Genomic DNA, 26,560 nt, shown 5'->3' with positions numbered 1-26,560 from the left:
CCCGAAATTGGCTGTATCAAGACGCCCGTCCGGTGATCTGTATTGGGCGACGGGTGCTGGCTGGGGTGAGGGGATGTCGGATGAGGGTTCTGGTCACCGGGGATCGGGGATACATCGGGGCGGTGATGGTGCCGTTCCTGCGGGCAGCCGGGCATCAGGTCGACGGGCTGGACACCGGGCTGTACGAGGGATGCGACCTGCTCGGTGGACCGGAGCCGGTCGGTGCGCGGGTGCCGCGGGACATGCGGGACGTCACGGCGCGTGAGCTCGAGGGGTACGACGCGGTGGTCTGTCTGGCCGCCCTGTCGAACGACCCGCTCGGCAACCTCGACAAGGCCGCGACGTACTCGGTGAACCTGGACGGCACGCTCAACGTCGCCCGGGCCGCCAAGGACGCCGGTGTCGAGCGGTTCCTGTTCGCGTCGTCGTGCAGTCTGTACGGCGCGGCGGGGTCGGAGGCCGTCGCCGAGGACGCCGAGATGTTCCCGGTCACGCCGTACGGCGAGACGAAGGCGCTGGCCGAGCAGGAGCTGTCCAAGCTCGCCGACGACGCGTTCAGCCCGACGTACCTGCGGAACGCGACGGCGTACGGCGCCTCGACGCGGCTGCGGCTGGACATTGTTGTCAACAATCTGACCGCGATCGCGTTGACCTCCGGACAGGTCCGCCTGGAGAGCGACGGCACCCCGTGGCGGCCGCTCGTGCACATCGAGGACATCAGCCGCGCGTTCCTGGAGGTACTGGAGTCGCCGCGCGAGACGGTCCACGACGAGGCGTTCAACGTCGGCCGTTCCGAGGACGTGGTCCAGGTCCGCGACATCGCCGAGATGGTCCGCGACGCCGTACCGGGCTCGACACTGTCGATCGCCGACGGCGCCGGACCGGACTTGCGCAACTACAAGGTCGACTTCGGCAAGCTCAACGACACGTTCCCGGACCTGAAGCTCCAGTGGTCGGTTCGCAAGGGCGTCGACGAGTTGTACGACGCCTACCAGCGCCACGGCCTCACGCTCGACGACTTCAACTCGGCCCAGTTCGTCCGCCTGCGCCGGATCCAGCAACTGCTGTCGGCCGGCCTCGTCGACGGACAGCTGCGCCGCCAGACGGACGCACAGTTCCCAGGCCCGAAGGAGATGCAGTGATGGTGGACGCAGCATGCCGTCTCTGCGGCGAACCACTGACCACGACGTTCGTCGACCTCGGGATGTCGCCGCCGTGCGAGAGCTTCCTGCGCGCGGACCAGCTCGAGAGCGGTGAGACGTTCTACCCGCTGCACGTCCGGATCTGTGACAGCTGCCTGCTCGTCCAGCTCCCGGCGTACGTCGCGGCGGACGACGTCTTCACCGACTACCTGTACTTCTCGTCGTACTCGACCAGCTGGGTCGAGCACGCGCGCCGCTTCGTCGTCGACATGCAGGAGCGGCTCGATCTCGGCGCCGAGAGCCTGATCGTCGAGGCCGCGAGCAACGACGGCTACCTGCTGCAGCACGCGGCGAAGCTCGGCATCCCGGTGCTCGGCATCGAGCCGGCCGCGAACATCGCGAAGATCGCGAACGAGAAGGGCATCCGCACCGAGAGCTACTTCCTCGGCGAGGCGACCGGCACCGACGCGGCGGCCCGGCACGGCCAGGCGGACCTTGTCGTCGGCAACAACGTGTTCGCGCACGTCCCGGACATCGTCGACTTCGCGAAGGGCCTGCGGGCGCTGGTGAAGGACGACGGCCTGGTGTCGCTGGAGTTCCCGCATCTGCTCCGGCTGATCGAGAACCGCCAGTACGACACGATCTACCACGAGCACTACTCGTACCTGACGCTGAAGACCGCCGCGCTCGCCCTGCAGAAGGCAGGCCTGACGGTCGTCGACGTCCAGGAACTGCAGAGCCACGGCGGATCGCTGCGGGTGTTCTCGACGCCGACCGAGACCGCGGGGGAGGCGACCGAGCTCGTCGGCAAGGTGCTGCAGGACGAGCAGGACGCCGGCCTGCACAGCGTCGAGGGCCACCTGGGCTTCGCCGACGAGGTGTTCACGATCAAGTCCGACCTGCTCGAGTTCCTGGTCCAGGCGCGCCGCGACGGCAAGTTCGTCGCCGGGTACGGCGCTCCGGGCAAGGGCAACACGCTGCTCAACCACTGCGGCATCCGCGAGGACCTGCTGCCCTACACGGTGGACCGCAGCCCGCACAAGCACGGGATGTTCCTGCCCGGCACGCACATCCCGATCCACGCGCCGGAGCGGCTGGCCGAGACGCGCCCCGACTACATCGTGATCCTGCCGTGGAACCTGCGCGCGGAGATCGTCCACCAGCTCGGCTACGCACGGGAGTGGGGCGCGAAGTTCGTCGTACCCATCCCGCGTCTCACTGTGCTTTGAATCGTATTGGGCTCTGAACGACCTGGGGGGAAGGAACCAACATGAAGGTCGTGATCTTCTGCGGGGGGTTCGGGCTGCGGATGCGCAGCGGGGTGGACTCCGCGCCGAAACCGATGATGACGATCGGCGACCGGCCGGTCCTGTGGCACGTGATGCGGTACTACGCGCACTTCGGCCACACCGAGTTCATCCTGTGCCTGGGCTTCGGGGGGTCCGCGGTCAAGGAGTACTTCCTGCGCTACGAGGAGACGGTCTCCAACGACTTCGTGATGACGAAGGGCGGGCAGCGGATCGAGCTGCTCGACTCCGACATCAGCGAGTGGAAGATCACCTTCGTCGACACCGGGATCGACACCAGCATCGGTGAGCGGCTGCGCCGGGTCCGGCCGTACCTCGAGGACGACGACGCGTTCCTGGCGAACTACGGCGACGTGCTCACCGACGCGCCGATGGACAAGATCGTCGACCACGTGATGACCAGCGACGTCACCGCCAGCCTGCTCGCCGTGCCGCCGCAGGCGTCCTTCCATGTGGTCGAGTTCGACAACGACTCACGGATCACCGGGCTGCGGTCGGCGGCCGACCTGAACGCGTGGATCAACGGCGGGTACTTCGTCCTCAAGAAGGACATCTTCGACGTCCTGCACGAGGACGAGGACCTGGTCGGCGACGCGTTCCCGCGGCTGGCCGCGATGCGCAAGCTCGAGGCGATCCCGCACCACGGGTTCTGGGCGCCGATGGACACGCTCAAGGAACGCAGCCAACTGGAGGAGCTGTACCGGTCCGGCAAGAAGCCGTGGGCGCTGTGGAGCCACGAGAACCGCGGGCACAACGGCCGGGTGCTGGACAAGGGCGCGACGGTGGTGGCGATCTGATGCTCCCGTTCCAGCTCGGCCTGATCGACGGGCCGGTCCACCTGGTCGCCCTCGGCGCCCATCCGGACGACATCGAGATCGCCTGCGGCGGCACACTGCTCAAGCTGGCGGAGTCGGTGCCGGAGCTGACCGCCGAGTTCGTCATCGCGACCGGTACGCCGCTGCGCCTGGAGGAGGCCCGCCGCGCGGCGGAGCTGTTCCTGCCCGAGTGCGAGGTGACCGTGACCTCGGCCGAGCTGCCGGACGGACGGTTGCCGGCGTACTGGAACCAGACCAAGGAGTTGCTGGAGGCAACGGCTCGAGGGAGCCGTCGTCCCGACGTTGTGCTTGCCCCGAGCAAACATGACGCGCACCAGGACCACCGGCTGATCGCCGAGCTGGCACCGACGGTGTGGCGCAACCACCTGGTGCTGCACTACGAGATCCCCAAGTGGGACGGCGACCTCAGCCGGCCGTGGCTGTACGTCGAACTCACCGAGGAGCAGCTGCGCGACAAGATCGCGCTGCTGCACAAGGCGTACCCGTCCCAGGTCCCGCACGACTGGTTCGACGAAGAGGTGTTCGCCGGGCTGGCCCGGCTGCGTGGCATGGAGTGCCGGGCGCCGTACGCAGAGGCCTTCACCACGGGTAAAGCCACGCTGACATGGTGATCGAGGGGGATGCAGTGAGCTTCCAGTGTCGTGGGTGCGCGGGGCAGAACGTCGTCCCCGTGGTGGATCTCGGCGAGCAGCCGTGCGCCGACCACTTCCCGCGCGCGGACGAGCCGGGGCCGGATCCGCGCTGGCCGCTGGCGCTCTGGCTGTGCCGGGAGTGCACGCTGGTGCAGCTCGGTCCGGTCGAGGCGCAGGTCGCGGAGGAGCCTCTGGCCGTCGAATCGGCGACCAGCCGCGCGCACGCGGAGACCTCGGTCAAGGAGATCCTCAGCGACTACCCGGAACTGAGCGGTGGGGTGGTGTTCGAGTTCGGTAGTCCCCACGGGGGATCCTGGCTCGAGCACCTGCACAGCGCCGGCTGCCGGACGGCGGGGGATGGCGAGCGGGCCGACCTCGTTGTCGACGTGCATGGGATCGTCCACGAACCGCAGTACGGCGAGATGCTCAAGCTGCGGGCGGAGCGGTTGGCGCCGGGCGGGCTGCTGGTGATGGAGTTCCACCACCTGCTGCCGCTGTTCGTCGGCAACCAGTTCGACACGATCCGGCACGGTCACTGGGCGTACGTCTCGCTGCGGGCGCTGCAGAACGTTGCCGCGCTGCACGGCCTGGCGGTCGAGTCGGTCAAACAGGTCGACATGTACGGCGGCAGCCTGATGGTGATGCTGCGGCACACCGCGGGCGCGAAGCCGGATGCTTCCGTCGACGTCGTACTGGAGGACGAGGACGCCGCGGGCATCGCTGACGAGGTCCAACTCGGCAGCCTGCAGGAAGCCGCATGGCACGCAGCGGGAGCGCTGCACGACGAGCTGGCTCGGCACAAGGCCGCCGGCCGCACAGTCCTCGGGTACGGCGCACCGTCCAAGGCGCCGGTGCTGCTCGGCCTGAGCAAGGTGACGACGGACCTGCTGCCGTTCACCGTCGATCTCGCGCCGGGCAAGCACGGCCGCCGGATCCCCGGTGGCTGCATGGTCCCGATCCGCCCGATCGAGGAGCTCAAGGCGGCCAAGCCGGACGTGGTCCTCGTCCTCACCTGGGACATCGCCGACGAGATCATCAACCAGCTGGAGTCCGACGGCGGCTGGGGTACGACGTACCTCGTCCCGCTCCCCGAACCGCACGAGAGGGGGCACTGACCCATGGAGATCATCGAGGTAACCAACATCGCCGGCGCTTTGCTCTTCCGGCCGGCACCGCACCGTGACGAGCGCGGGTTCTTCTCGCGCACCTTCGACCGCGACGTGATCGCCAAGGCCGGTCTCGACCCGGACGCCTTCATCCAGGACAGCATCTCGCGTTCGCGACGTGGCGTCGTCCGGGGCATGCATACCCGGTCCGGCAAGGGCGAGGCGAAGCTCGTGCGCTGCTCGTACGGCGCGGTGTTCGACGTCCTCGTCGACCTCCGGCCGGACTCCCCGACGTACCGGAACCGGGAGACGTTCGACCTGACCGGCGACAACCAGGTGACCGTCTACGTGCCGGCCGGCTGCGCGCACGGCTTCCAGGCGCTCACCGAGCCGGCCGACGTCTCGTACCGCATCGACCGCGCGCACGACCCGTCCGAGGACGTCTCGATCGCCTTCGACGATCCGGACCTCGGCATTCCGTGGCCGCTGCCGGTCAGCCTGATGTCCGACCGGGACAAGGCGGCGCCATCACTCGTCCAGGCCACCGCGAGGCTGTCATGACGAAGTCGTTCCGCAACTCGATCGCCGCCAACAAACGGCTGCACGATCTGATCCCCGGCGGCGCCCACACCTACGCCAAGGGCGAGGACCAGTACCCGGCCGAGATGGCCCCGGTGATCGCCCGCGGCGAGGGCGCCCACGTCTGGGATGTCGACGGCAACGAGTACATCGAGTACGGCTCCGGCCTGCGCGCGGTCAGTCTCGGGCATGCGCACCCCAAGGTGCTCGAGGCGGTCCGCCGCGAGCTCGACCGGGGCAACAACTTCGTCCGCCCGAGCATCGTCGAACTCGAGGCCGCCGAGCGGTTCCTGACGTCGGTGCCGACCGCGGAGATGGTGAAGTTCGCCAAGAACGGCTCGGACGCCACCACCGCCGCGGTGAAGCTGGCCCGGGCGATCACCGGACGCCCGCTGGTGGCGATCTGCTCCGACCACGCGTTCTTCTCGATCGACGACTGGTTCATCGCCCGGACGCCGATGTCCGCGGGCATCCCGCACGAGATCGCCGAGCTGACGGTGTCCTTCCCGTACGGCGATCTGGCCGCGACCGAGGAGATGCTCTGCCGCTACAACGGCGAGGTGGCCTGCCTCATCCTCGAGGCGGCGACCCAGCACGACCCGCCGGACGGTTACCTGGAAGGCCTTCGTGATCTCGCCCACCGGCACGGCGCGCTGCTGGTCTTCGACGAGATGATCACCGGCTTCCGCTGGTCGGCCGCCGGCGCCCAGGGCCTGTACGGCGTGACGCCCGACCTCTCCACGTTCGGCAAGGCGCTGGGCAACGGCTTCGCGGTGTCGGCCCTGGCCGGCCGGCGCGACCTGATGGAACTCGGCGGTCTGCGGGACACCCGGGAGCGGGTGTTCCTGCTGTCCACCACGCACGGCGCCGAGACACACGCACTGGCCGCGGCCATCGCGGTGATGGACGTCTACGCCGAGGAAGGCATCACCGACCGGATGCATCGGTTGGGCGACCGACTGGCCACGGGCGTCCGGGAGGTCGCCGCGGCGGCCGGCGTCCAGGATCATGTGGTCGTCCGGGGCCGGGCCAGCAACCTGGTGTTCGGAACGCTCGACGAGAACCTTGCCCCGTCGCAGCCCTATCGCACGCTCTTCCTCCGCGAGCTGATCCTCGGTGGCGTGATCGGCCCGTCGTTCGTGGTCAGCAGCGCACTGACCGAAGCCGACATCGACCGGACCGTGGAGGTCGTCGCCCGGGCCTGCACGGTCTACCGCCAGGCGCTCGACGCCCAGGACGTGACCGCGTTCCTGCCCGGCCGGCCGGTGCAGCCCGTCTTCCGGAAGTTCGCCTGAGGAGACGCCTGTGCTGTTGAAGAGGTTCACGTGGGCACACCTGCTGGCGATCGCCAGCACGGTGGCCTTCCTGGTGCTCGCCGTGCTGGTCACGGCCGACGCGACCGGCCGGATCGACACGCAGTTGCGCCAGGTGTTCCGACCCGACGACGTCTGGGGCATCTGGCAACTGATCTTCGGCAACGTGGTCGACGGTCTGATGCCGGCGGTCGCACTCGCCCTGCTCGGCGCGGCCGGCCTGTTCGCCGCGATCCGGCGACGCAGTTGGCGGCCGGTCCGGTACGTCGGCGTGCTCGGGGCGATCGCCGTCCTCCTCACCGTGATCTCCAAAGCCGTCATCCAACGCACCGACCCGCACGGCGGCACGAGTTCGCTGGGCGGTGCCTTTCCGTCCGGGCACATGGTCGTCCTGCTGGTCTCACTCGGTGGTGCTCTGCTGGTGCTGAGCGAGCATCCGCCGTTGTGGGCCTGGCTCCTGGTCGTCGTGATCGAGCTGACGATGGGCCTGTCCTTGCTGCTGCTGTCGATGCACTGGTTCACCGACGTGATCAGCGGTGGCTTGCTGGCGGCGCCGGTCGTCGTGCTCGCGAGATCTCCGCGCTTCCTCGGGCCGGTGCACCGGACCGGTCAACCTACGGCAGTCGATCCAGTTGGGAGTACGCCATGACAACTCGCCCCAGGCTGAGCATCGGGCTGCCGGTCTACAACGGTGAGCAGTACCTGGCCCAGTCGCTCGACGCTGTCCTCGGCCAGACCTACACCGACTTCGAGTTGATCCTGTCCAGCAACGCGTCCACGGACGGCACCGACGACATCTGCCGTGCCTACGCGAAGCAGGATCCGAGGATCACGTTCTACCGGCAGGAGCGGAACATCGGTGCGGCGCCGCACCACGACTTCGTCTTCCGCAAGAGTCACGGCGAGCTGTTCAAGTGGGCGTCCGGCGACGACCTGTGGGCGCGCGATCTGGTGGCCCGCTGTGTGGCCCTGCTGGACGAGCACCCGGATGCGATCCTGGCGCACACCTTCACCGCCGCGATCGACGGTGAGGACAAGGTCATCCAGGCCCTGGACTACCCGCTGAGGACGGACGCGCCGGACGCCCCCGAGCGACTGCGCAGCATGCTCTTCGACGGCGATCTGCCCGGGGCGATCCGGGCCGACGACTTCTACGGCGTGATCCGGGCGGACGTCCTGCGCCGCGTGACGCCGCACGACAGCTTCTACCACGCGGACCAGGTGTTCATGGCCGAGCTCGTGCTGCACGGCCGGTTCCTGGAGGTGCCGGAGTGGCTGTACTTCCGCCGCCACCACGACGGCCGGGCGCTGCAGGCGAACCCGACCATCAGCAGCTGGTCGCGCAACCTCGACCCCAGGCGGTCCAACAAGCTGATCCACCCGCCGGCGCGGCTCGTGGCCGAGTACATCTGGGGCTACTTCGCCGCCGTACGCCGGGCACCGCTGTCGGCGGCCGAGCGGCGCGCGTGCAACCGCCACATCCGCAGCTGGCTGGCGAGCCGGGTCACCCGGCGTCTGCCCGGACGGTCCGGTCCACCGCCGATCGAGGACTTCGGCGCCGTCGACGCCTTGTCGGTGCGCGCCGTGGTGGCCGGCCAGGAAGGGAGTTGAGGTGGCGGACGACCCGCCGCGGGTCGGCCTGTTCGGGCGGCTCGGTTCCGGCAACATCGGCAACGACGCGACTCTCGAGGCCGTGCTCGCCTACCTGAAGGCGGAGCGGCCCGATGCGGTGCTGGACAGCCTGTGTTCCGGACCTGAGCGGGTGACCGAGCGCTATGGTCTGCCGGCCGCTCAGCTGAACTGGCTGCACGGACCGCGGCGGCCGCCGCGATCGCGCCTGCTGCGCGTCGGCACGGCGGCCACCCGGATCGGGGTCGGCGTACTGGTCGACTCCTGGCGGATCCCGGCGTGGGTACGACGCCACGATGTGGTGATCGTTCCGGGAATGGGCGTGCTGGAGTCGAGCCTGCCGCAGCGGCCTTGGGAACTGCCGTACTCACAGTTCGTGATGTCATTGGCCGGAAAGGTGTTCGGGACCAAGGTCGCGTTCGTCGGTTCGGGGGCGACGGTTGTCCGGCAGCGGCTGACCGGCTGGCTTCTGGCGAAGTCGGCCAAGCTCGCGTCCTACCGCTCCTTCCGCGACCAGGTGTCCCTGGACGCGGCCCGCCAGATGGGTATGGCCGGCCCCGACGATCAGGTCTATCCCGACCTCGTCTTCGCCCTGCCGTCCCCACCCAGTACGCCGCGAGCGACCGGGGCCGTGGGTGTCGGTGTGATGGCGTACTCCGGTGCGCCGGAGGAGCGGGCCCGGGCGGAAGAGATCCAGGCCGAGTACACGAACAAGATGAGCCAGTTCGTCCGCCGGCTGCTCACCGACGGCTACCGGGTCCGACTGCTGATCGGCGACGAGGACGACGAACCGGTCGCCCTCGAGATTCTCGCCGACGCGCGGGCACACTGGTCCGGACCGGGCGAGGCTCCGGTGGTGTACGAGTCGTTCTCGTCTGTCCAGGAGCTGATGGAGCAACTCGGCACGGTCGAGTCGGTGATCGGCACCCGGTACCACACCGTGCAGGTGTCGCTGAGGCTCGGCAAGCCCACGGTGGCGATCTGCTACGGCCAGAAGCACGTCGCACTGATGGAGCTGATGGGTGTCGGCGACCGGATCCAGCAGATCCGCGAACTCGACGTCGAGCTGCTCGAGCGGCAGCACGGCGCTCTCTGGACGGATCGTGACGAGATCACCAGGACGCTGGCCGAACGCAACCAGCTCAACCGGGAGCGGCTCGAGGTGCAGTTCGCCGAGCTGACCGCCGTACTGTTCGCGTCCGATCCGGCGAGAATCCGGTGACCGGCCGGCATGCCGCGCTGGGGGCACAGCACGCCGCGCCCAAGCCGCACCACGGTGCGGGAATCCGTCGGCAGATCGCGCGTCGGCTGAGCTGGGGGATCGCCGACCAGGCGGTCTCGAGCCTGGGAAACTTCCTGCTCGGCGTGTTCGTGGCCAGGTTGCTCGGCGCAACCAGCCTTGGGGCGCTCGGGCTGGCCTTCGTCGCCTACGCGGTCGCGTTGAACTGCTCGCGGGCACTGGCCACCGACGCCGTGATGGTCCGTTTCAGCGCCGCCGGCAACGACAGCTGGCGGACGGCGGTCGCGGCCGCGACCGGTGTCGCGCTGATGGTCGGTGTAGCCGGCGGTGCCGTCTGTCTGGCCGGCGGTCTGATCTGGCGGTCTCACTCGCCGGGCTCCGACGCCGCGGCCGCGTTCGTTGCGCTCGGCATCGTTCTGCCCGGACTGATGCTGCAGGACAGCTGGCGCTCGGCCTTCTTCGCCGCGGGTGAGGGTGCCAAGACCTTCCTCAACGACACCGTCTGGACGGTGCTGCTGATCGGCGTCCTGGCCTGGGGTGCTGCTGCCGACATCGGCGGCGGCATCACCTTCGCCATCCTGGTCTTCGGCGGTACGGCGACCGTGGCCGGGGTGTTCGGCGCCTGGCAGGCACGCATCGTTCCGCGACCGGCCCACACGCTCAGCTGGCTGAGCAGCCACCGTGATCTCGGCACCCGGTTCCTGATCGAGAACGTCGTCCTCGGTGCAGGCGGCCAGATCCGCGCGCTCGTGGTCGCGGCGACCGGTGGTCTGGCGGCCGCGGGTGCGATCCGCGGTGCCGAGATGCTCATCGGTCCGGTGGCCGCGTTGCTGATGGGTGTCGGGCAGGTCGCCGTACCGGAGGCTGCGCGGGCGCTCACCCGAGGGCGGCGCCCGCTCGCGCGGCTCTGCCTTGCACTGAGCGGTGGCTTGGCGCTGATGGGTGTGGCCTGGGGCCTGGTGGTGATCGTGATCTTCCCGTTCGGGCCCGGCGAGCTCGTGCTGGGTGCGGTGTGGCCGGACGCGCGAGTGCTCACCCTCGGTGTGATCGTCAGCTATGCGGCGGGCTGTATGCACGTCGGACCGTCCGCGGGACTGCGGGCACTCGGCCGCGCCGACCTGACCATGCAGTCCCAGCTGACCGTGACCGGACTGTTCGTCGGACTTGCGGCGGTCGGCGCGATCCTGTTCGACGCACAAGGTGCCGTCTGGGGGACGGTGATCGCGTCGGTGGCCGGCATCTGGATCTGGTGGAACCGGCTGCAGAAGGCTCAGCGTGAGCGCTTCACCGAGGAGGAGGTCGTGGAGGCGTGAGCGAGATCGTCATAGCGACGCTGATGAAGTCGCACGGGCCGTCGGGGTTGCAGAGCCATGTCCGGACGTTCGACAAGTATCTGCGGTCCGTCTCTGAGCCGGTGAGCATCGTCAGCCCGTTCTCGGCCCGCTCACCGTTCGTGCTGCCGATGTTCGCTGCGCGGATCGCCATCCGCCGGCTCAATCGGCCGGCCGGTGTGTGGTGGCATCAGTACTGGCACGCCCACTACCTCGAGGACGCGCTGCGGCGGCACCTCGCTGATCGGCCCGACGCCGTGGTGTACGCCCAGTGCCCGATCTCCGCGGCCGTCGCGTTGCGTGTCCGCACCACCCAGCCGGTGGTGATGGTGGCCCACCTCAACATCTCCCAGGCCGACGAGTGGGCCGACAAGGGCGAGATCCCGCGGTACGGCGCTCTGTTCCGGTCGATCCGGTCGTTCGAGCAGAGCGTGCTCGGTGAGCTCGACGGCATCGTCTACGTCTCCGGGTTCAATAAGACCGAGTTGGAGGAGCGGATCCCGGCGTTGCGGGAGGTGCCGGGTGCCGTCGTACCCAACCCGGTGACGGACAGCGTGACAGCGGGGAAGCGGCCCGAGCCGGTCGCGGATCTGATCACCGTCGGCGGGCTGGAACCGCGGAAGAACCATGCCTACCTGTTGAGGATTCTCGGCGCGGCCGCCGATCGCGGTCACCGCTATACGTTGTCGATCGTGGGCGACGGGCCGGAACGGCAGTCGCTGAAGGCGCTGGCCGCAGAGCTGAGCATCACCAACCAGGTCCGGTTCCTCGGGTACCAGCCGCAGCCTCGAGTGTTGATGCGTGAGCATCAGATGTACTGCCACACCTCGACGATGGAGAGCTTCGGCATCGTGCTGGTCGAGGCCATGGCCGAAGGCCTGCCAGTGATCACCGGCGCCGTCGGTGGAGTACCCGACGTCGTGCAGCCCGGGACCGAGGGTCTCTTCTGGCCGCTGGACGACGCCGAGGCAGCGGCCGGCGTACTGATCGAGCTGATGGAGGACCCGGGCCGGCGGGAGCGGATGGCGCTGGCCGCGCGGACCCGGTTCGAGCAAGCGTTCGCCGCCGATGTGGTCGGCCGGCGGCTGCTGACGTTTCTCCGCCAGACCCGGGATCCGCAGCGGGAGTCGCTCGTCCGAGGGCGGTGAAGAGGCGGTCTGTGGTCCGCCGTTGAGCAGTGACCACGATGACGCGCCTGGGGGTGCGCCCGCCGATGAGCCTGACGGGGCAGACGGCAGACGCTCGTCGACTTCGGGTGCGACCCAGATCGGCGCCGGCACCCGCGGGCAGCCGGTGCCGGAAGAAGAGGTGGAGCTGGTTCCGCAGATCCGGCCGATCCGCAAGCCCGGCGGCCTCGTCGCGTCCTTCGACACGCCGAAGGAGGCGACTGTCCGACCCCGCCCTCCCGGTGGTCGCTCGCGACCTGCCCGCGTAGTAATCTTCGGTGACTCGTCGCCGAAGAGCGGGTTAACAAGGACGCACTGCACGCTGCGCCGATCACGCTGCGTGGTCGGGCAGTTGCGGGAGGAAACAGAGGGGCCGCTGTGAGCGGAGCAGAAGCGCCGGACGCTGTGGACAGCCGTCGGCCGCTCTGGGTCGTCCCGCACGAGGTCCCCGCCATCGTTCCGCTGCCGTCCCGGTCGACCGAGCCGCGCTGGGTCGGGGTGTACCGGTGGGCCGCCGTGGGTGGCGACCTGCTCGCCGCGATGCTCGGCGTGTCCGTCGCGCTACTGACCCGGTTCGGGTACCACGTCGGCTCCAGCTACCTCGTGGTGAGCAGTCTGCTGCCGCTCGCCTGGGTGGCCGTGGTCGCGCTGTCGAAGGGGTACGACCCGCGGTTCTTCGGCGCCGGACCGGACGAGTTCCGCTCGATCATGCGCGCCGGCGTCGGACTCACCGCGGCCGTCGCGATGACGTCGTACGTGACCAAGGCCGAGATCGCCCGCGGCTTCGTGGTGCTGGCGATCCCGGTGCTGGTCGTGGCCGCGTTGCTGCTGCGGTACGCGCTGCGGAAGGACCTGCACCGGCACCGGGTCAGAGGCCGCTGCATGCACAGGGTTCTCGTGGTCGGGCGCAGCGGTCCGGCCGCGACGCTGTGCGAGCACCTCGAGAGCCGCCCGACCGACGGCTTCCGGGTCGTCGCCACCTGCCGCCCGCGCGACGACAGCACCGGACCGCTGCAGCCGGAGGAGCTCGCCGAGCCGGACATCCTGGCCGCGGCCGACCGGCACGCAGTCGAGGTCGTGGCGATCGCGACCGAACCGGAGCTGGCCGGCCAGTCGTTGCGCCGCCTGTCGTGGGCGCTGGAGCAGCGCGGTATCGAGCTGATCGTCTCCCCGGGCATCATCGAGGTCGCGGGCCCGCGGATCTCTGTCCGCCCGGTCGCCGGCCTGTCCCTGCTCCATCTGGAGCGCCCGTCCGTCAGCGGTGGGCCGCACCTGATGAAGGCCGTCTTCGACCGCGTCGTCGCGCTCGGCATCGTCGCCGTGCTCGCGCCGCTGCTGATCGGCCTGGCGCTGGCGGTGAAGCTGTCCAGCCCTGGACCGGTCCTGTTCCGGCAGCAGCGCGTCGGCCGGGCGGGTGTCGAGTTCACGATGCTGAAGTTCCGCAGTATGTACGTCGACGCGGAGCAACGGCTCAGTGATCTGTACGCACTGAGCGACGGCAACGGCGTGATCTTCAAGATGCGCAACGACCCGCGGATGACACCGCTCGGCCGGTGGATCCGCCGGTTCTCGCTGGACGAGCTGCCGCAGCTGTTCAACGTGCTGCGCGGTGACATGTCGCTGGTCGGACCGCGGCCGCCGCTGGCCGAGGAGGTCGCGCTGTACGCCGCGGACGACTCGCGGCGGATGCTGGTGAAACCCGGCATGACCGGCCTGTGGCAGGTCAGCGGCCGCAGTGATCTGTCCTGGGACGAGTCCGTGCGCCTCGACCTGCGGTACGTCGACAACTGGTCGATGACCCTGGACCTGCTGATTCTCTGGAAGACCGTGCGCGCGGTGATCTACGGCGCGGGAGCGTATTGATGCAGTTCGAGCTAGACCCTCATGCACCGGTGTACATCGCGGGTCACCGCGGTCTCGTCGGGTCCGCGATCTGGCGCCGGCTGGACGCCGCCGGGTTCACGCAGCTGATCGGCGCGTCGTCGTCGGAGCTGGATCTGCGCGACCGCGCGGCGACGTTCGCCTTCCTGCGCGACCACCGGCCGTCCGTGGTGATCGACGCCGCGGCCCGGGTCGGCGGCATTCTGGCGAACCGCGACCACCCGACCGAGTTCCTCAGCGACAACCTGCGTATCCAGGTGAACCTGATGGACGCGGCCCTCGAGGTGCGCACGCCGCGGCTGCTGTTCCTCGGTTCGTCGTGCATCTACCCGAAGTACGCCGACCAGCCGATCCGCGAGTCGAGCCTGCTGACGGGTGAGCTGGAGCCGACCAACGACGCGTACGCGATCGCCAAGATCGCGGGCCTCCTGCAGGTGCAAGCAATTCGACGCCAATACGGGTTGCGCTGGATCTCCGCGATGCCGACGAACCTGTACGGCCCGCACGACAACTTCGACCCGAAGACCTCGCACGTGCTGCCGGCGCTGATCCGCCGGTTCCACGAAGCCAAGGTCAACGGTGTTCCGGAAGTTGTGCTGTGGGGGAGCGGTACGCCGCGACGCGAGTTCCTGCACGTGGACGACCTCGCCGACGCGTGCGTGCATCTGCTGGAGCAGTACGACGCGCCGGAGCCGATCAACGTCGGGGTCGGCGCGGACGTGACGATTCGCGAGCTGGCCGAGCTGGTCGCCCGGGTCGTCGGCTACACCGGTGCTCTGAGCAACGATCTGTCCAAACCGGACGGCACCCCGCGCAAACTGCTCGACGTGAGCCGGCTGCAGGCGCTGGGCTGGAAGCCGTCCATCTCCCTCGAAGACGGTGTGGCCGCCACCTACGCCTGGTACCAGGAGCATGTGGCATGACCCCCGACATCAAGAGGGCCTTCATCACCGGCATCACCGGCCAGGACGGTTCGTACCTGGCGGAGTTGCTGCTGTCCAAGGGCTACGAGGTGCACGGCCTGATCCGCCGCGCCAGCACCTTCAACACGCGCCGGATCGACCACCTGTACGAGGACCCGCACGCGCAGGACAAGCGGCTGTTCCTGCATTACGGCGACCTGACCGACGGATCGCGCCTCGTCACGCTGCTCGCGTCGATCCAGCCCGCCGAGGTCTACCACCTGGCGGCGCAGAGCCACGTCCGGGTCAGCTTCGACGAGCCGGAGTACACCGGTGACACGACCGGCATGGGGACGACGCGGTTGCTCGAGGCGATCCGCATGATCGGCCTGGACTGCCGGTTCTACCAGGCGTCCTCGTCGGAGATGTTCGGCGCGACACCGCCCCCGCAGAACGAGGACACCCCCTTCTATCCGCGCTCGCCGTACGGCGCCGCGAAGCTCTACAGCTACTGGATGACGCGGAACTACCGCGAGGCGTACGACATGTTCGCGGTGAACGGGATCCTGTTCAACCACGAGTCGCCGCGGCGGGGCGAGACGTTCGTGACGCGGAAGATCACGCGGGCGGTCGCGGCGATCAAAACCGGACGCCAGGACCGGTTGTACCTGGGCAACCTGGACGCGTGCCGGGACTGGGGTTACGCCCCGGAGTACGTCGAGGGCATGTGGCGGATGCTGCAGCACGACACCCCGGCGGACTACGTGATCGCGACCGGCACGTCGTACTCCGTCCGCGACTTCGTCTCCCTGGCCTTCGATCACGCCGGGCTGGACTGGGAGCAGTACGTCGACCACGACCGGCGGTACGAGCGCCCGACCGAGGTCGACTCGCTGATCGGGGACGCGTCGAAGGCCGCCACCGACCTGGGCTGGAAGGCCCAGGTCCATGTGCCCGAACTCGTCCGGATCATGGTCGACGCCGACCTCGCAGCGCTCACCGGGGAGGACGCATGAGCCGGGTCGACGTCCTCGGGATCCACGTCAGCGTCACGAATCTGGACCGGACGGTGGAGACGTTCGCTCGCTGGATCGATTCCTCCGAGCGGCAACTGGTCTGCGTTTCCGACATGAACGCGTTGCTGCACGCCCGGGCCGACGCCCGGCTGACCGAGGTCTACAACACTTCCGGCCTGACCGTCCCGGACGGGATGCCGCTGGTGTGGGCCGGCCGGCGGGCCGGGTTCGAGGAGATGGACCGGGTCGCCGGTCCGGACCTGCTCGAGCGGGTGCTCGCGGAGGCGGCGGAGCGCGGCTGGACGCAGTACTTCTACGGTGGCGCCGAGGGCGTGGCGGAGGAGCTGCGCGAGCGGTTCCAGGAGCGGCATCCGGCGTTGAAGGTCGTCGGCGTCGAGTGCCCGCCGTACCGGGCCCTGACCGAGGCCGAGGACGCGGAGACCGTCGCCCGGATGAACGAGGCGCGGCCGGACATCGTCTGGGTGGGTCTCGGCGCGCCGAAGCAGGAGCGCTGGATGGCCGACCACCGCGACCGGCTGAACGCGACGATCCTGATCGGTGTCGGTGCGGCGTTCGACTTCCACACCGGCCGGCTGGACCGCGCCCCGCTGTGGATGCAGCGCAACGGGCTCGAGTGGAGCTACCGGCTCTACAAGGAGCCACGCCGGCTCTGGAAGCGTTATGTCCTGGGCATCCCGCGATTCCTGCTGGGCATCCTCCGGCATCCGCCACGCGCACTCTAGAGTGAGGCGGTGAAGTTCCGGCGGCCGAAGAAGCTGCGTCGGCTGGCCGGTCCGGCCGGTCGCGCGGGTTGGGGCTTGGCCGATCAGGCGCTGTCGAGCCTCAGCAACCTCGCGGTCGGTGTGGTCGTGGCGCGGTCGAGCACGGTCGCCGACTTCGGGGTGTACGCGCTCGCGTTCGGCGGCTACACCATCGCGCTCAACGTCTCCCGGGCCGTCGCCACCGAACCACTCGCCGTACGGCACTCCGGCGCCAGGACGCCGGACTGGCAACGAGCGGTCCGGGCCAGTACGGCGACCGCCGTGTTCTGCGGCCTGCTCGCGATGCTTGCCGGCTTGGCGATCGTGGCCTTCCCCGGCGTACCGTCGCGGGGCGTGCTGCTCGCGTTCGCCGTGACGATGCCGGGCCTGCTGCTGCAGGACGCGTGGCGATGGGCGTTCTTCGTCGTCGGCGAGGGGCAGAAGGCGTTCATCAACGACCTGATCTGGTTGCTCGCGATGCTGGCGATCTTCGGCGGGCTCTATCTCACCGGTACGACGTCCGCGTTCACGTTGACGTTGGCGTGGGGCCTCGGGGCGGTGATCGCCGCGATCGCGGGCCGCTTCCAGGCCGGGGTCGCGCCGCGGCGGCAGCTGATCCGGGAATGGGTACGGCGCAACTGGGATGTGAGCCCGAAGTACGTGGGGGAGATGCTCGCGGTCTCCGGCACCATCCAGGTCTACATGCTCGGAATCACCGCGGCCGCCGGCCTCGTCGCCACCGCGGGCATCCGCGGCGCGCAGGTGCTCCTCGGTCCGGTCAACGTGCTGAACCAGGGCATCCGGATGATCTCTGTGCCCGAAGCGGCGCGGGCCCTGAAGCACTCGTACCGCCGCCTGTGGCTGGTCGGCCTCGCGATCTCGCTGGGTGTCGGCGCGGGCGCGCTGGCGTGGGGCGCGGTCTTCCTGCTGCTACCGCCGGTCGTCGGCCGCGAGCTGCTCGGCCCGGACGTCTGGACCCAGGCCCACAGCGTCCTCGTCCCCGTCATCCTGCTGCAGGCCCTCGGTGCCTCGAACGCCGGCGCCTTCGCGATCCTCCGCGCGCTGACCGCTGCGACCCGCGGCCTGCGCGTCCGCCTGGTCTCGTCCGTCGTCCTGATCACCTGCGGCGTCGCCGGCGCCTACCTCTGGGGCCCGAAGGGCGCGGCGTGGGGCCTGGCCGGCGCCTCCTTCGCCACCCTCCTGCTCTGGTGGCACGAGGCGCACCGCGCCATCGCCGCCCATCGCCGCGCCTCTGCTGACTAGGGGATCTTCACGCTCGCGGACGGGCCCTTCTGGATGTTGCGGCCGTCGTGGACCTCCACGTGGTACGTGTACGTCGAGCCGCGCGCCAGGCCGCGGTCCACGACCTGGTAGACCTTGCGGGGCTGCCAGTAGTACGAGGTGTACCTGTTCGAGCCGACGTTCAACGAGCCGCGGAAGACGTTGTACGTGAGGGTGAGGTTGTCGAGGTCGTACGAGTCGGCGTAGCTCACGTACACCCGTCCGGACGACGTCGCGGTGAGGGCCGGCGCGCGGGGCCTGAGCGGGGCGGCGCCGCCCGGCGAGTTCGTGAACCGGGTGATTCCCACCTGCAGCGTGCCGTTCACGTGCAGGAAGTCACCGCCGACCCACAGGTCCGTGGCGGTGCCGGCCATCGCCAGCGGGCCGACCTGCGTGGTGCTCTTCGGGTTCGCGTCCGTGTTCGGCATCCAGGGCCCGAGGTTGCCGTTGATCGCGCTCTCGACCAGGAGGTAGTGCGTGCCGGTGCCGTCCGGGAAGCCGTTCGGGGACGAGCTGCAGTTGTGCGCGTGCGAGCCCTTGTAGACCCAGTTGCCGATCGCCTTGATCGCCTCGGTCGCGCCGAGACAGTTGTTCTTCCACAGCAGTTGGCCGGTGCTGACCTGGGCCGCGAGTACGCCGTCGTAGCACCCGCTGCCGTCGCCGCCGTTCGAGACGAAGACCTTGTCGCCCAAGGTGTCGATGTCCTTCACCCGGGTCGTGCAGGTCGCGGTCGGCTTCGGGATCGCCGCCGCGGCCGGGAACGTGTACGCCGCCCCGGTCGTGTTGTTCGTCATCGCGAGCGAGTAGTGGTCCTTGCCGTTGATCGTGCTGAACGGGCCGCCGACGAACACGCGGGTGCCGTTGTCGGCCACGTCGATCGCGTAGACGTCGTTGTTGGCGTTCGGGTTCCACGGCAGCAGGTCGCCCTGGATCAGCCGGACCGCGCCCAGCCGGTTACGGGTCGCACCGTCGACAGCCCGGAAGGCACCGCCGATGAACACACTGTTGCCGTAGATCGCCAGGGCCTTCACCCGGGCCGACACGACCGGGTCCCAGGCCGCGACCAGCTTGCCGGTGGCGACCGAGAACATCGCGAGCTTGCTGCGCCGGATGCCGTTGACCATCGTGAAGTCGCCGCCGATCACCACCCACTTGCCGTCCGGGCTGGTGGCGATGGCGTAGACGGGACCGTTCAGCGTCGGCGCGAACGCGGTCGGCTTCCCAGTAGTGCGGTCGAAGGCGGCGACGTACGTGCGGACCGCCTCCGGAGCCTGGCCGGACGCCTTCCCCGGCTGCCGGAGCCTGGTGAACAGACCACCGGCGAACACGGTGTTCCCGGCGATCGCCAGCGCGTTGACGCTGTTGTTGGTCTGCCACGAGGGCTGCTTGATCGCCGACACCGCCGAAGCGAAGCCCGGAGTCGCCGCCTCCACCGGCGGTCCGGAGGGGATCAACGCCGCGGCCACCACGGCCGCGGCGGTGACAACGGCCAGCACTAACTTCTTCACTTGATGTCCTTCGACTGGGCGGGGTCAGTCAGTGCGCGCCTCATCACGCACCAGCGAAGGACACTAGCGCTGTGGGAGGCCCACTGGAAGCGGGCCTCTCAACCGCGTTACAACTTTGTGGCAGAACTCCCTGAGCGCACAGCTAGCGGGCCGCGTAGTGAGACTGCACCTGCGCCGGCGTCAACGCGTACGGGTAGACGGCTGCCTCGTCGATGCCCATACCGGTCTGCGTCGCGCCGCCACCGGGCCACGAGTTCGTCAGGTCGTAGCCGACCCGCCACCAGCCGTAGTACAGCGACGCGGGGCCGACCAGCGCGCTCCCGCTCAGTACGCCGTCGACGTACAGCTTCATGCTGCCGTTCCCACCAGTACCGTCGTAGGTGCCGACGACGTGGTGCCACTGGCCGTCGTTCTTGCCGGAAACGCTGGTCAGCGTGCGCTGCGCGCCGTCGTTCACGCCGAACACGATCGAGCCGTTGGTCCGCATGTACAGCATCCGGTCGCCGCCACCGCCGCTGTTCCCGGTCCGCGAGTTGCCGAACCCGATGATCCGGCCGCCGCGCAGCAGACCGCTCTGCTTGACCCAGGCCTCGACCGTGAACTGCTGCGGGAAGCTGTACGCCTTCTGGCCGACCATCCGGCCGCTGCTCGTGCTGGTCGTCATCGAGGTGTTGCCGGCGATCGCTCCGGCGCCGCCCAGCGTGACCCCGGTGTACGGGCCGTTGTTGCTCTGGCCCGAGGAGTCGACCGCGGTCGCCGTCCCGGCCGGCTCGCCGAGACGCCAGTACGCCTGCGGTCCGTCCGCCTTGACGAGTTGGTCGTACGCCGTCGACGCCGTCGAGGCGACCGTGACCGGGTCGGAGTAGTTGCCGCGGATCGTCGTACTGCCGTCGGTGACCTCGACGCGGTAGTTCGTCACCTCGCCGGGCGTCACGGCGGTGTCGGTGTAGTGCAGCCACGGGCGGTCCCACGGCGTGGACTTGGCCGTCCAGGTCGCGATCGTGGTGTTGCTGAAGCCCTTGAGCAGCCGGTAGGTCAGCGTGCTGTCGTCGTTGTCGACGACGGTGGGGAAGTGGATCTGGACGACGCCCGGTTGGACGCTGTACGGCAGCAGCTTGGCCGGCTTGGCCGGGGCCGCGCCCGGGGCGTCGTAGGTGAAGCGGGTCAGGCCCTGCTGGCCGGTGCCGTTCACGTTCAGGAAGTCGCCGCCGACCCACAGGTCGCTGCCGCCCGTGGCGAACGCCAGCGGGCCGACGTTGGTCGCGCTGTTCGGGTCGGCGTCGGTGTTCGGGAACCACGGCCCGATGCTGCCGTCGGTCAGCTTCTCAGACAGCAGGAAGCGGTAGCCGAAGCCCTGCGGGAACCCGCCGGCACCCTGGTTGGCGCAGTCGTGCGCATGCGACCCCTTGTACAGCCAGCCGTTGACGACCTTGACCGCCTCGGTCGCGCCCAGGCACTGGTTCTTCCACTTCAGCGTGTTGGTCGCGATGTCGGCCGCCCACGTGCCGTCGAAGCAGCCGCCGCCGTCACCGCCGTTGCCGAAGTACACGGTGTCGCCGCTCGCGTCGATCGCCTTCACCCGGCTCGTGCAGGACCCGTTCGGCGGCGGTACGGCGGAGGCGCCGGGGAAGGGCAGCACCGCGCCGGTCACGGGATCGAGGCTGGTCACGGTGTTCTGCGTGGTGCCGTTGACGCTGCTGAACTGGCCGCCGGCGTACACCTTGGAGGCGTCGTCGGCCGCGTCCACGGCGTACACGTCGCCGTTGACCGCGGGGGCCCAGGGCAACAACGCGCCGGTGTCGGTCGTGACGGCCGCGAGCCGCAGGCGGTCCTGACCGTTCACCAGGCCGAACGAGCCGCCGAAGTACACCGTCGTACCCGAGACGGCAATGGTCTTGACGCGGTAGGACACCGACGGCTTCCAGTTCGTCACCAGGGCGCCGGTGGCGGTGTCGAAGGCGGCGACCCGGTTGCGGGTCTGGCCGTTGACCGTGGTGAAGTCACCGCCGACGAAGATCCGCGAACCGTCCGCGGAGGCGGCCACCGCGTACACCTGGCCGTTCAGTACCGGGTTGAAGGTGCTGACCAGGGCGCCGGTGCTCGCGTCGAAGGCCGCCAGGTAGGCCTGGCCGACCTCGCCGGTCCCGGGCGCGGCGCCCGGCGGGCGGACGCTGGTGAACCGGCCCCCGGCATACGCCTTGCCGGCGGCGACCGCGATGCCCTGCACGCTGGCGTTGGTCTGCCAGGTCGAGCTGGTCGTCGCGGACAGCGAGGCCTCGATGCCCTGCGCGGGCAGTGTGGTTAGTGCGGTCAGCAGCGATGCGGTGACCGCCAGCAGCGATCCCGCGACGGCCAACCGCCTGAACAGACGTGTCTTCACCATCGAGCGATGTCCCCCCTAGGACATGATCGGCGCACGCGGCGCCGTACAGCCTCACGTAATTCCCCCGAGAAGAGGGTAGGGCACCGGGCCGGATCCTGCGCGCCCACCTGTGGATATCCTGGGTCGCTGGCGCCGATGACGAGTGAGGTACTGGATGGAACCGGGCACCGTGGTCTGGCGGGAGACCGCGCAGTCATTGTTGCGCCAGAAGTGGCTGATCATCGGCTGCATCCTGCTCGGACTGGTCGGTGCCTCCGTGTTCGCGCTCGCCCAGACCAAGCGGTGGACGGCCTCGAGCCAGCTGGTGATCGGCCCGGCGGTGCCACCGGCACTGGTCGGGAAACTGTCCGACGGCGCGGACAAGACCGGTCCGCTCGGCATGGACCTGCCCGCCGAGACCCAGGCCCGGGTGATGGCCAGCCCGACGCTGCTGGCCGCCGTCGTGAAGCAGCTCGGCGGGCCGAACGACGCCAAGACCATCCAGGAGCTGGCCTCGGTCACCCGGGTGAAGGCAGTCACCGACAACGCGTACCTGGTCACCACCGACGGCCCGACCGCGCAGAAGGCGGTCGACCGGGCGAACGCGATCGCCGCGATCTACCTCAAGCAGCGCAACGACGAGGCCAAGGCGCTGCTCACGAACCTGGCCGAGCAGGCGCAGGCCCGGTCGAGGACCGCGACCCAGCAGTCCCGCAGCCTGGTCAGCCAGATCGACGAGGCCGTCGGTCGCGGCGACAACCAGACGGCGGCGGCCCTGCGTGACCAGCGCGTCGGCCTGGCGACCGAGGCCCGGCAGGCCGCCGACGACGCAGCCGCGATGCTGAAGGCGCTGTCGACCGTCGGCGCCGGGAGCCAGCTCGTCACGCCCGCGACCACCGACACGGCCACCTCGTCGCCGATGGTTGCCCGCGACATCCTGGTCGGCGGGATCCTCGGCCTGGTGCTCGGGTTCGGTCTCGCGCTGCTGCGATCGCACCTGACGCCGTACATCCTGACCCGCGACCAGGCGGCGCGGGCCGCGACGGCGCCGGTGATCGCGGCGTCGGAGGGGCACCGCCGCCGGTTCTGGCAGCGGTCGGCTCCGGAGCTCCCGCAGTACGAGATCACCGCGCTCGGCGCGGAGGCGAGCGGCGCGCTGGCGCGGCGTGAGCTGAACCCGCGCGCGATCGCCGGCGGCGGTCCGGGCGCATTGCTGGTGGTGTCGGCGTCGCCGACCCCGAACTCCGCGGGCATCGCGCTGGCGATGGCCGAGGCGAACGCCCGCGACGGCCGCGAGACCCTGCTGGTGCTGGCCGACATCGAGGGTACGCCGGTCCTCCCGCATCTCACCGGCCACGAGGGACTGACCGACCTGGTGAACGAGCCGGCCGCGACCCGGGCGATCCGCGCCCGGAAGCTGTTCAGGCCGGGCACCGTCGCTGACCTGTACGTGCTGCCGCCCGGCCTGAACCACGAGGAGACCGCGGAAGCGGTCGGCCCGTCGCTGGTGCCGGGCATCGTCGCGGACCTGCCGCCGGGGTACTCCGTGGTGATCCACGGCCCGGCGTCCGTCGGCCGGCACGGCATCACCCCGCTCGCCGCCGCCGTCGACGCGTCGGTGCTGGTGGTCCAGGTCGGTCTCGACAAGGAGATGGACGTCGCGCGGCTGACCGGGGCGCTGCAGTTCGCGGGTGCTCCGGTGCTCGGCGTCGTACTGATCGGCACCGCGACGCAGGACGAGACGCTCGGCATCCCCCTGAACTACAAGCCGCTGGACTGATGCCTAGCAACGAGCGGCCGACCTGGTTCTGGCTGACGCTGTGGTGCCTGTTCGTGCTCGGCGTGCAGCCCTGGTCGTCGCGGGTGGCGGCGCCGCAGGGTACGACGGGATCCACGAACAGCATCGCGAAGGGGATGCTGCTCGGTGCGGTCTTCCTGGTCGCGCTGGCGGCCACCAGGCCCGGGTTCCGGACCCGGGTGAACCCGACCAGTTGGCTGTACGTCATGTACGTGCTGTTCGCGTGCGCGACCGTCTTCCTGCTCGCCGAACCGATGGGGCCTCTGACCCGGTTGGCCCGGTTCCTGATCGGGCTGGTCCTGGTCTTCCTGCTCTGGCGGCCGCTCGTACAGGTCCCGGAACGGCTGGTCCGCGCGCATCTGTGGGCCCATCTGTTGCTGGCAGCAACCGTCGTGCTGAGCCTGGCGTACGCGCCGTCCGAGGCATGGCGGCCGCTGCGCTCGCTCGGCGGCGGGTACCGGCTGCAGGGCGTCATCATCCCGATGCTCCCGCCGCGCGTCGGCGAGGTCGGAGCGATCCTGCTCGGGCTGGCGCTGATCGGCCTGGTCTGCCGGAAGCTGGCGACGCTGCCGGCGGTGGCGTTGGTCGGGCTCGGCGGCGTACTGATCGCGGCGAGCCGCACACGGACGTCCGCGGCGGCCCTCGCGTTCGGCCTGGTGCTGGCGCTGATCATCACGCGCAGGACCTGGGCGGGCCGGATCATGAGCTTCAGCGTTCCCGCGCTGCTCGGGCTCGCCTTCCTGACGATCGGCTCGCTGCAGACCTGGTTGCTGCGTGGCCAGGGCACGCAGCAGATCACCTCGCTGAGCGGCCGGACGACGAGCTGGCAGGCGGTCCTCGACGAGAAGGTGTCGCTCCAGACCGCGATCATCGGCCACGGCCTCGGCAACAAACGGGTGTTGCTGCGCCGCGGTGAGGGCGACATCGACGTGATGGCGATCGACAACAGCTGGCTCGGTCTCTATTGGGAGACCGGGCTGCTGGCCGTCACGATCGTGGCGATCGCGGTGATCGTCGCGTGGGTGGCGGTGCTCCGCGCGCCGACGCCGTACATCCGGGCCTGTGGCGCGATGCTGCTCGGCTATGTCACCGTCGCCTCACTCAACGAGAGCGGGCTGTCCGACCTGTCGTCCATGACGGTCCATCTGCTGGTCGCCGCGGCGATCTGCGACGCCGACCGGTTACGCAAGCGAAAACTGGAGCTAGCTGCTCACTGAGTCCTTGTCGAAGCCGGTCTGCTGCCACTCGGACCAGGTCAGCGATTTGCCGCGGTACGCGAACCGGTCCTGACCGCCCGCGACCTGGTAGCTGTTGCGGCGGAACGTGATCGCGCCGGGCTGTGCGGGGGAGCGCTTGTTCTCGACGACCCCGAGCGTCGAGGTGGCGTCGGTCATCACCACCAGGTTGCCTTCGACGAGGACGTTGCGCAGGACGTACGTGCCGCGCGGCCCGTCGCCGCGGGTCCGGGACTGGATCGACAGCGCGTTGCGGTTGTCCTTGATCAGATTGCCGCGGACCTGTACGTCGGACGACGTGTTGACGTTGATGCCGCCGCCGTCCCACAGCGAGCCGCCCGAGCCGCGGCCGGTGCCGTACCCGTTGTGCTCGACGACGTTCTGCTCGATCACACCGGCATAGCTGATCTCGTAGCGGATCCCGTCCGCGGCATTGGCCCGGATCCGGTTGCCGGTGATGCTGCGGTCGTACTCCGCGATGTCGCTCCACATCCCGATGCCGCGGTTCGCGACGATGTCGTTGCCGCGGACCTCGCCGGACGACCGGGTGGACTTGATGCCGCCGGACTCCCAGTCCGCGATCCAGAAGCCGTCGGTGTTGTTGCGGGTGACCAGGTTCGCCGTGATCCGCACGTCCGCGGACTTGTACTGGCCGATGCCGAGCTGGCCGTTGTCCGCGACCGTGTTGCGGCTGAGCTCGGCCCGGTCGCCCTCGATCACCATGATCCCGACGGCGTGGTTCCAGCGCACCTCGTTCGCGGTCACCGTCCAGCCGGGGCCGACCTGCAGGGCTCCGGCCTGCGGGCGGCTCGCGAAGTGCTCGATCGTCAGACCGGTCACGGTGACGTCCTCGGCCGACTTGTCGATCGCGGTCTGCGTACGGGACATCTCGATCACGTGGCCGGTGGGATCGTCACCGACGTACACGGCGTTGGTCCGGTAGTCACCGTAGAAGGTGCCGGGCTTCAGCTGGGCGAGGCTCATCACACGGGTCAGGTGCTTGCCGTCGGCAAACAGTTGCTCACCGAGCTGGCAGGGTTTGGTCCGGTTGTCCTCGCACTGGCCCTTGAGCGGGTACGCCGCGGGCAGGACGCCACGCACCACCCAGGCGTTTCCGGTCTGCTTCCAGCCGGTCAGGCGGACGGCTCCGCTCAGGATCGCTCCGGGGCCACCCGCCAGCGTGTCACCGGCGCGGGGCCGGATCGCACGCGTGATCCGGTGCAGGCCTTTCGCGAAGCAGAAGCTGGTGCCCGCGGGTGCTGCGTCGATGATCGGCTGCGGATCCGCGCCGACCGGGATCGCGGTCCCCTTGCACGGTTTCGCCGTACCCGGACCGGTCGGTCCGAGAGCGGCGGCGGCCGCTGCCGGCGGAGCGGTCGGGACAGTCACAGTGGTGGTCGCAGTGGTGGTCGCGGATGGTGCGGACTGGACCGGCGGGTCTCCCGAGTCGGTGCACCCTGTCAACAGCAGCGCGGCACCAACAGCCGCGACAACCCCACGCCTCATCCACGTCCCTTCACCTGCCCCGGCGAACA

The 26,560-nt window shown here is 69.6% G+C and carries 22 protein-coding genes; 19 read left to right on the top strand and 3 right to left on the bottom strand.

Annotated elements, in window-relative coordinates; all coding sequences use genetic code 11:
- Positions 1 to 80: 80 nt before the first annotated feature.
- The 17 genes from BJY22_RS31730 to BJY22_RS31650 all read left to right on the top strand — a co-directional run bounded on the left by BJY22_RS31730 (position 81) and on the right by BJY22_RS31650 (position 18,104).
- Positions 81 to 1,142, top strand: a complete 1,062-nt coding sequence (locus BJY22_RS31730) for an NAD-dependent epimerase/dehydratase family protein (protein WP_167214147.1) — start codon at positions 81 to 83, stop codon at positions 1,140 to 1,142.
- Positions 1,142 to 2,371 (top strand): class I SAM-dependent methyltransferase, encoded by a 1,230-nt coding sequence (locus BJY22_RS31725; protein WP_167214144.1) that lies wholly within the window; start codon positions 1,142 to 1,144, stop codon positions 2,369 to 2,371. The genes BJY22_RS31730 and BJY22_RS31725 overlap by 1 nt, the downstream gene beginning before the upstream one ends.
- A 41-nt stretch (positions 2,372 to 2,412) precedes the next feature.
- Positions 2,413 to 3,246, top strand: coding sequence for a sugar phosphate nucleotidyltransferase (locus BJY22_RS31720; RefSeq protein WP_167214141.1), 834 nt, complete (start codon positions 2,413 to 2,415; stop codon positions 3,244 to 3,246).
- The gene (locus BJY22_RS31715; protein WP_167214139.1) at positions 3,246 to 3,896 is read left to right on the top strand and encodes a PIG-L deacetylase family protein; all 651 of its coding nucleotides are present in this window, start codon (positions 3,246 to 3,248) and stop codon (positions 3,894 to 3,896) included. The genes BJY22_RS31720 and BJY22_RS31715 overlap by 1 nt, the downstream gene beginning before the upstream one ends.
- Before the next feature lie 14 nt (positions 3,897 to 3,910).
- Positions 3,911 to 5,032, top strand: coding sequence for a class I SAM-dependent methyltransferase (locus BJY22_RS31710; protein WP_167214136.1), 1,122 nt, complete (start codon positions 3,911 to 3,913; stop codon positions 5,030 to 5,032).
- Positions 5,033 to 5,035: 3 nt separating this feature from the next.
- A complete protein-coding gene (locus tag BJY22_RS31705; RefSeq protein ID WP_167214133.1) occupies positions 5,036 to 5,584 on the top strand; it encodes a dTDP-4-dehydrorhamnose 3,5-epimerase family protein in 549 nt (182 codons plus the stop codon).
- Positions 5,581 to 6,897, top strand: coding sequence for a glutamate-1-semialdehyde 2,1-aminomutase (locus tag BJY22_RS31700; RefSeq protein ID WP_167214130.1), 1,317 nt, complete (start codon positions 5,581 to 5,583; stop codon positions 6,895 to 6,897). The genes BJY22_RS31705 and BJY22_RS31700 overlap by 4 nt, the downstream gene beginning before the upstream one ends.
- A 10-nt stretch (positions 6,898 to 6,907) precedes the next feature.
- Positions 6,908 to 7,564: a phosphatase PAP2 family protein gene (locus tag BJY22_RS31695; RefSeq protein WP_167214127.1), complete on the top strand. Its 657-nt coding sequence runs from the start codon at positions 6,908 to 6,910 to the stop codon at positions 7,562 to 7,564.
- Complete coding sequence (locus BJY22_RS31690) at positions 7,561 to 8,526, top strand: glycosyltransferase family 2 protein (RefSeq protein WP_167214124.1); 966 nt, start codon at positions 7,561 to 7,563, stop codon at positions 8,524 to 8,526. Before BJY22_RS31695 ends, BJY22_RS31690 begins: the two co-directional genes overlap by 4 nt.
- Before the next feature lies 1 nt (position 8,527).
- Positions 8,528 to 9,766 (top strand): polysaccharide pyruvyl transferase family protein, encoded by a 1,239-nt coding sequence (locus tag BJY22_RS31685; RefSeq protein ID WP_167214121.1) that lies wholly within the window; start codon positions 8,528 to 8,530, stop codon positions 9,764 to 9,766.
- Positions 9,763 to 11,097 carry an MATE family efflux transporter gene (locus BJY22_RS31680; RefSeq protein ID WP_167214118.1) on the top strand — a complete coding sequence of 445 codons (1,335 nt, stop codon included), beginning with the start codon at positions 9,763 to 9,765 and terminating at the stop codon, positions 11,095 to 11,097. Before BJY22_RS31685 ends, BJY22_RS31680 begins: the two co-directional genes overlap by 4 nt.
- Positions 11,094 to 12,263: a glycosyltransferase gene (locus tag BJY22_RS31675; protein WP_167214115.1), complete on the top strand. Its 1,170-nt coding sequence runs from the start codon at positions 11,094 to 11,096 to the stop codon at positions 12,261 to 12,263. Before BJY22_RS31680 ends, BJY22_RS31675 begins: the two co-directional genes overlap by 4 nt.
- A gap of 396 nt (positions 12,264 to 12,659) precedes the next feature.
- Complete coding sequence (locus BJY22_RS31670) at positions 12,660 to 14,144, top strand: sugar transferase (RefSeq protein WP_337759616.1); 1,485 nt, start codon at positions 12,660 to 12,662, stop codon at positions 14,142 to 14,144.
- Entirely contained in the window at positions 14,144 to 15,085 is a 942-nt protein-coding gene (locus BJY22_RS31665; protein ID WP_167214112.1) for a GDP-L-fucose synthase family protein, read from the top strand. Before BJY22_RS31670 ends, BJY22_RS31665 begins: the two co-directional genes overlap by 1 nt.
- Positions 15,082 to 16,080 (top strand): GDP-mannose 4,6-dehydratase, encoded by a 999-nt coding sequence (gene gmd, locus BJY22_RS31660; protein ID WP_167214109.1) that lies wholly within the window; start codon positions 15,082 to 15,084, stop codon positions 16,078 to 16,080. Before BJY22_RS31665 ends, gmd begins: the two co-directional genes overlap by 4 nt.
- On the top strand, positions 16,077 to 16,823 hold the full coding sequence (locus BJY22_RS31655) for a WecB/TagA/CpsF family glycosyltransferase (RefSeq protein ID WP_167214106.1): 747 nt from the start codon (positions 16,077 to 16,079) through the stop codon (positions 16,821 to 16,823). Before gmd ends, BJY22_RS31655 begins: the two co-directional genes overlap by 4 nt.
- 9 nt (positions 16,824 to 16,832) lie before the next feature.
- On the top strand, positions 16,833 to 18,104 hold the full coding sequence (locus tag BJY22_RS31650) for an MATE family efflux transporter (protein ID WP_337759613.1): 1,272 nt from the start codon (positions 16,833 to 16,835) through the stop codon (positions 18,102 to 18,104).
- Here BJY22_RS31650 and BJY22_RS31645 read toward each other — a convergent pair.
- Both BJY22_RS31645 and BJY22_RS31640 read right to left on the bottom strand, forming a co-directional pair.
- Entirely contained in the window at positions 18,101 to 19,630 is a 1,530-nt protein-coding gene (locus BJY22_RS31645) for a WD40 repeat domain-containing protein (RefSeq protein ID WP_167214103.1), read from the bottom strand. The genes BJY22_RS31650 and BJY22_RS31645 overlap by 4 nt on opposite strands.
- A gap of 142 nt (positions 19,631 to 19,772) precedes the next feature.
- A complete protein-coding gene (locus tag BJY22_RS31640; protein WP_167214100.1) occupies positions 19,773 to 22,013 on the bottom strand; it encodes a LamG-like jellyroll fold domain-containing protein in 2,241 nt (746 codons plus the stop codon).
- A gap of 154 nt (positions 22,014 to 22,167) precedes the next feature.
- Between BJY22_RS31640 and BJY22_RS31635 the strand changes: the two genes are divergently transcribed.
- Complete coding sequence (locus tag BJY22_RS31635; protein WP_167214097.1) at positions 22,168 to 23,772, top strand: Wzz/FepE/Etk N-terminal domain-containing protein; 1,605 nt, start codon at positions 22,168 to 22,170, stop codon at positions 23,770 to 23,772.
- Entirely contained in the window at positions 23,772 to 25,007 is a 1,236-nt protein-coding gene (locus BJY22_RS31630) for an O-antigen ligase family protein (RefSeq protein ID WP_167214094.1), read from the top strand. The genes BJY22_RS31635 and BJY22_RS31630 overlap by 1 nt, the downstream gene beginning before the upstream one ends.
- On the opposite strand, the gene BJY22_RS31625 is transcribed toward BJY22_RS31630, so the two are convergent.
- A complete protein-coding gene (locus BJY22_RS31625) occupies positions 24,993 to 26,531 on the bottom strand; it encodes a right-handed parallel beta-helix repeat-containing protein (protein WP_167214091.1) in 1,539 nt (512 codons plus the stop codon). The two genes, BJY22_RS31630 and BJY22_RS31625, sit on opposite strands and share 15 nt — an antisense overlap.
- Positions 26,532 to 26,560 lie beyond the last annotated feature (29 nt).

The sequence above is a fragment of the Kribbella shirazensis genome, assembly GCF_011761605.1.
Classification (GTDB): Bacteria; Actinomycetota; Actinomycetes; order Propionibacteriales; family Kribbellaceae; genus Kribbella; species Kribbella shirazensis.
Note: the sequence above shows the minus strand (reverse complement) of the source record. Positions and strands in the feature narration are given on the sequence as shown.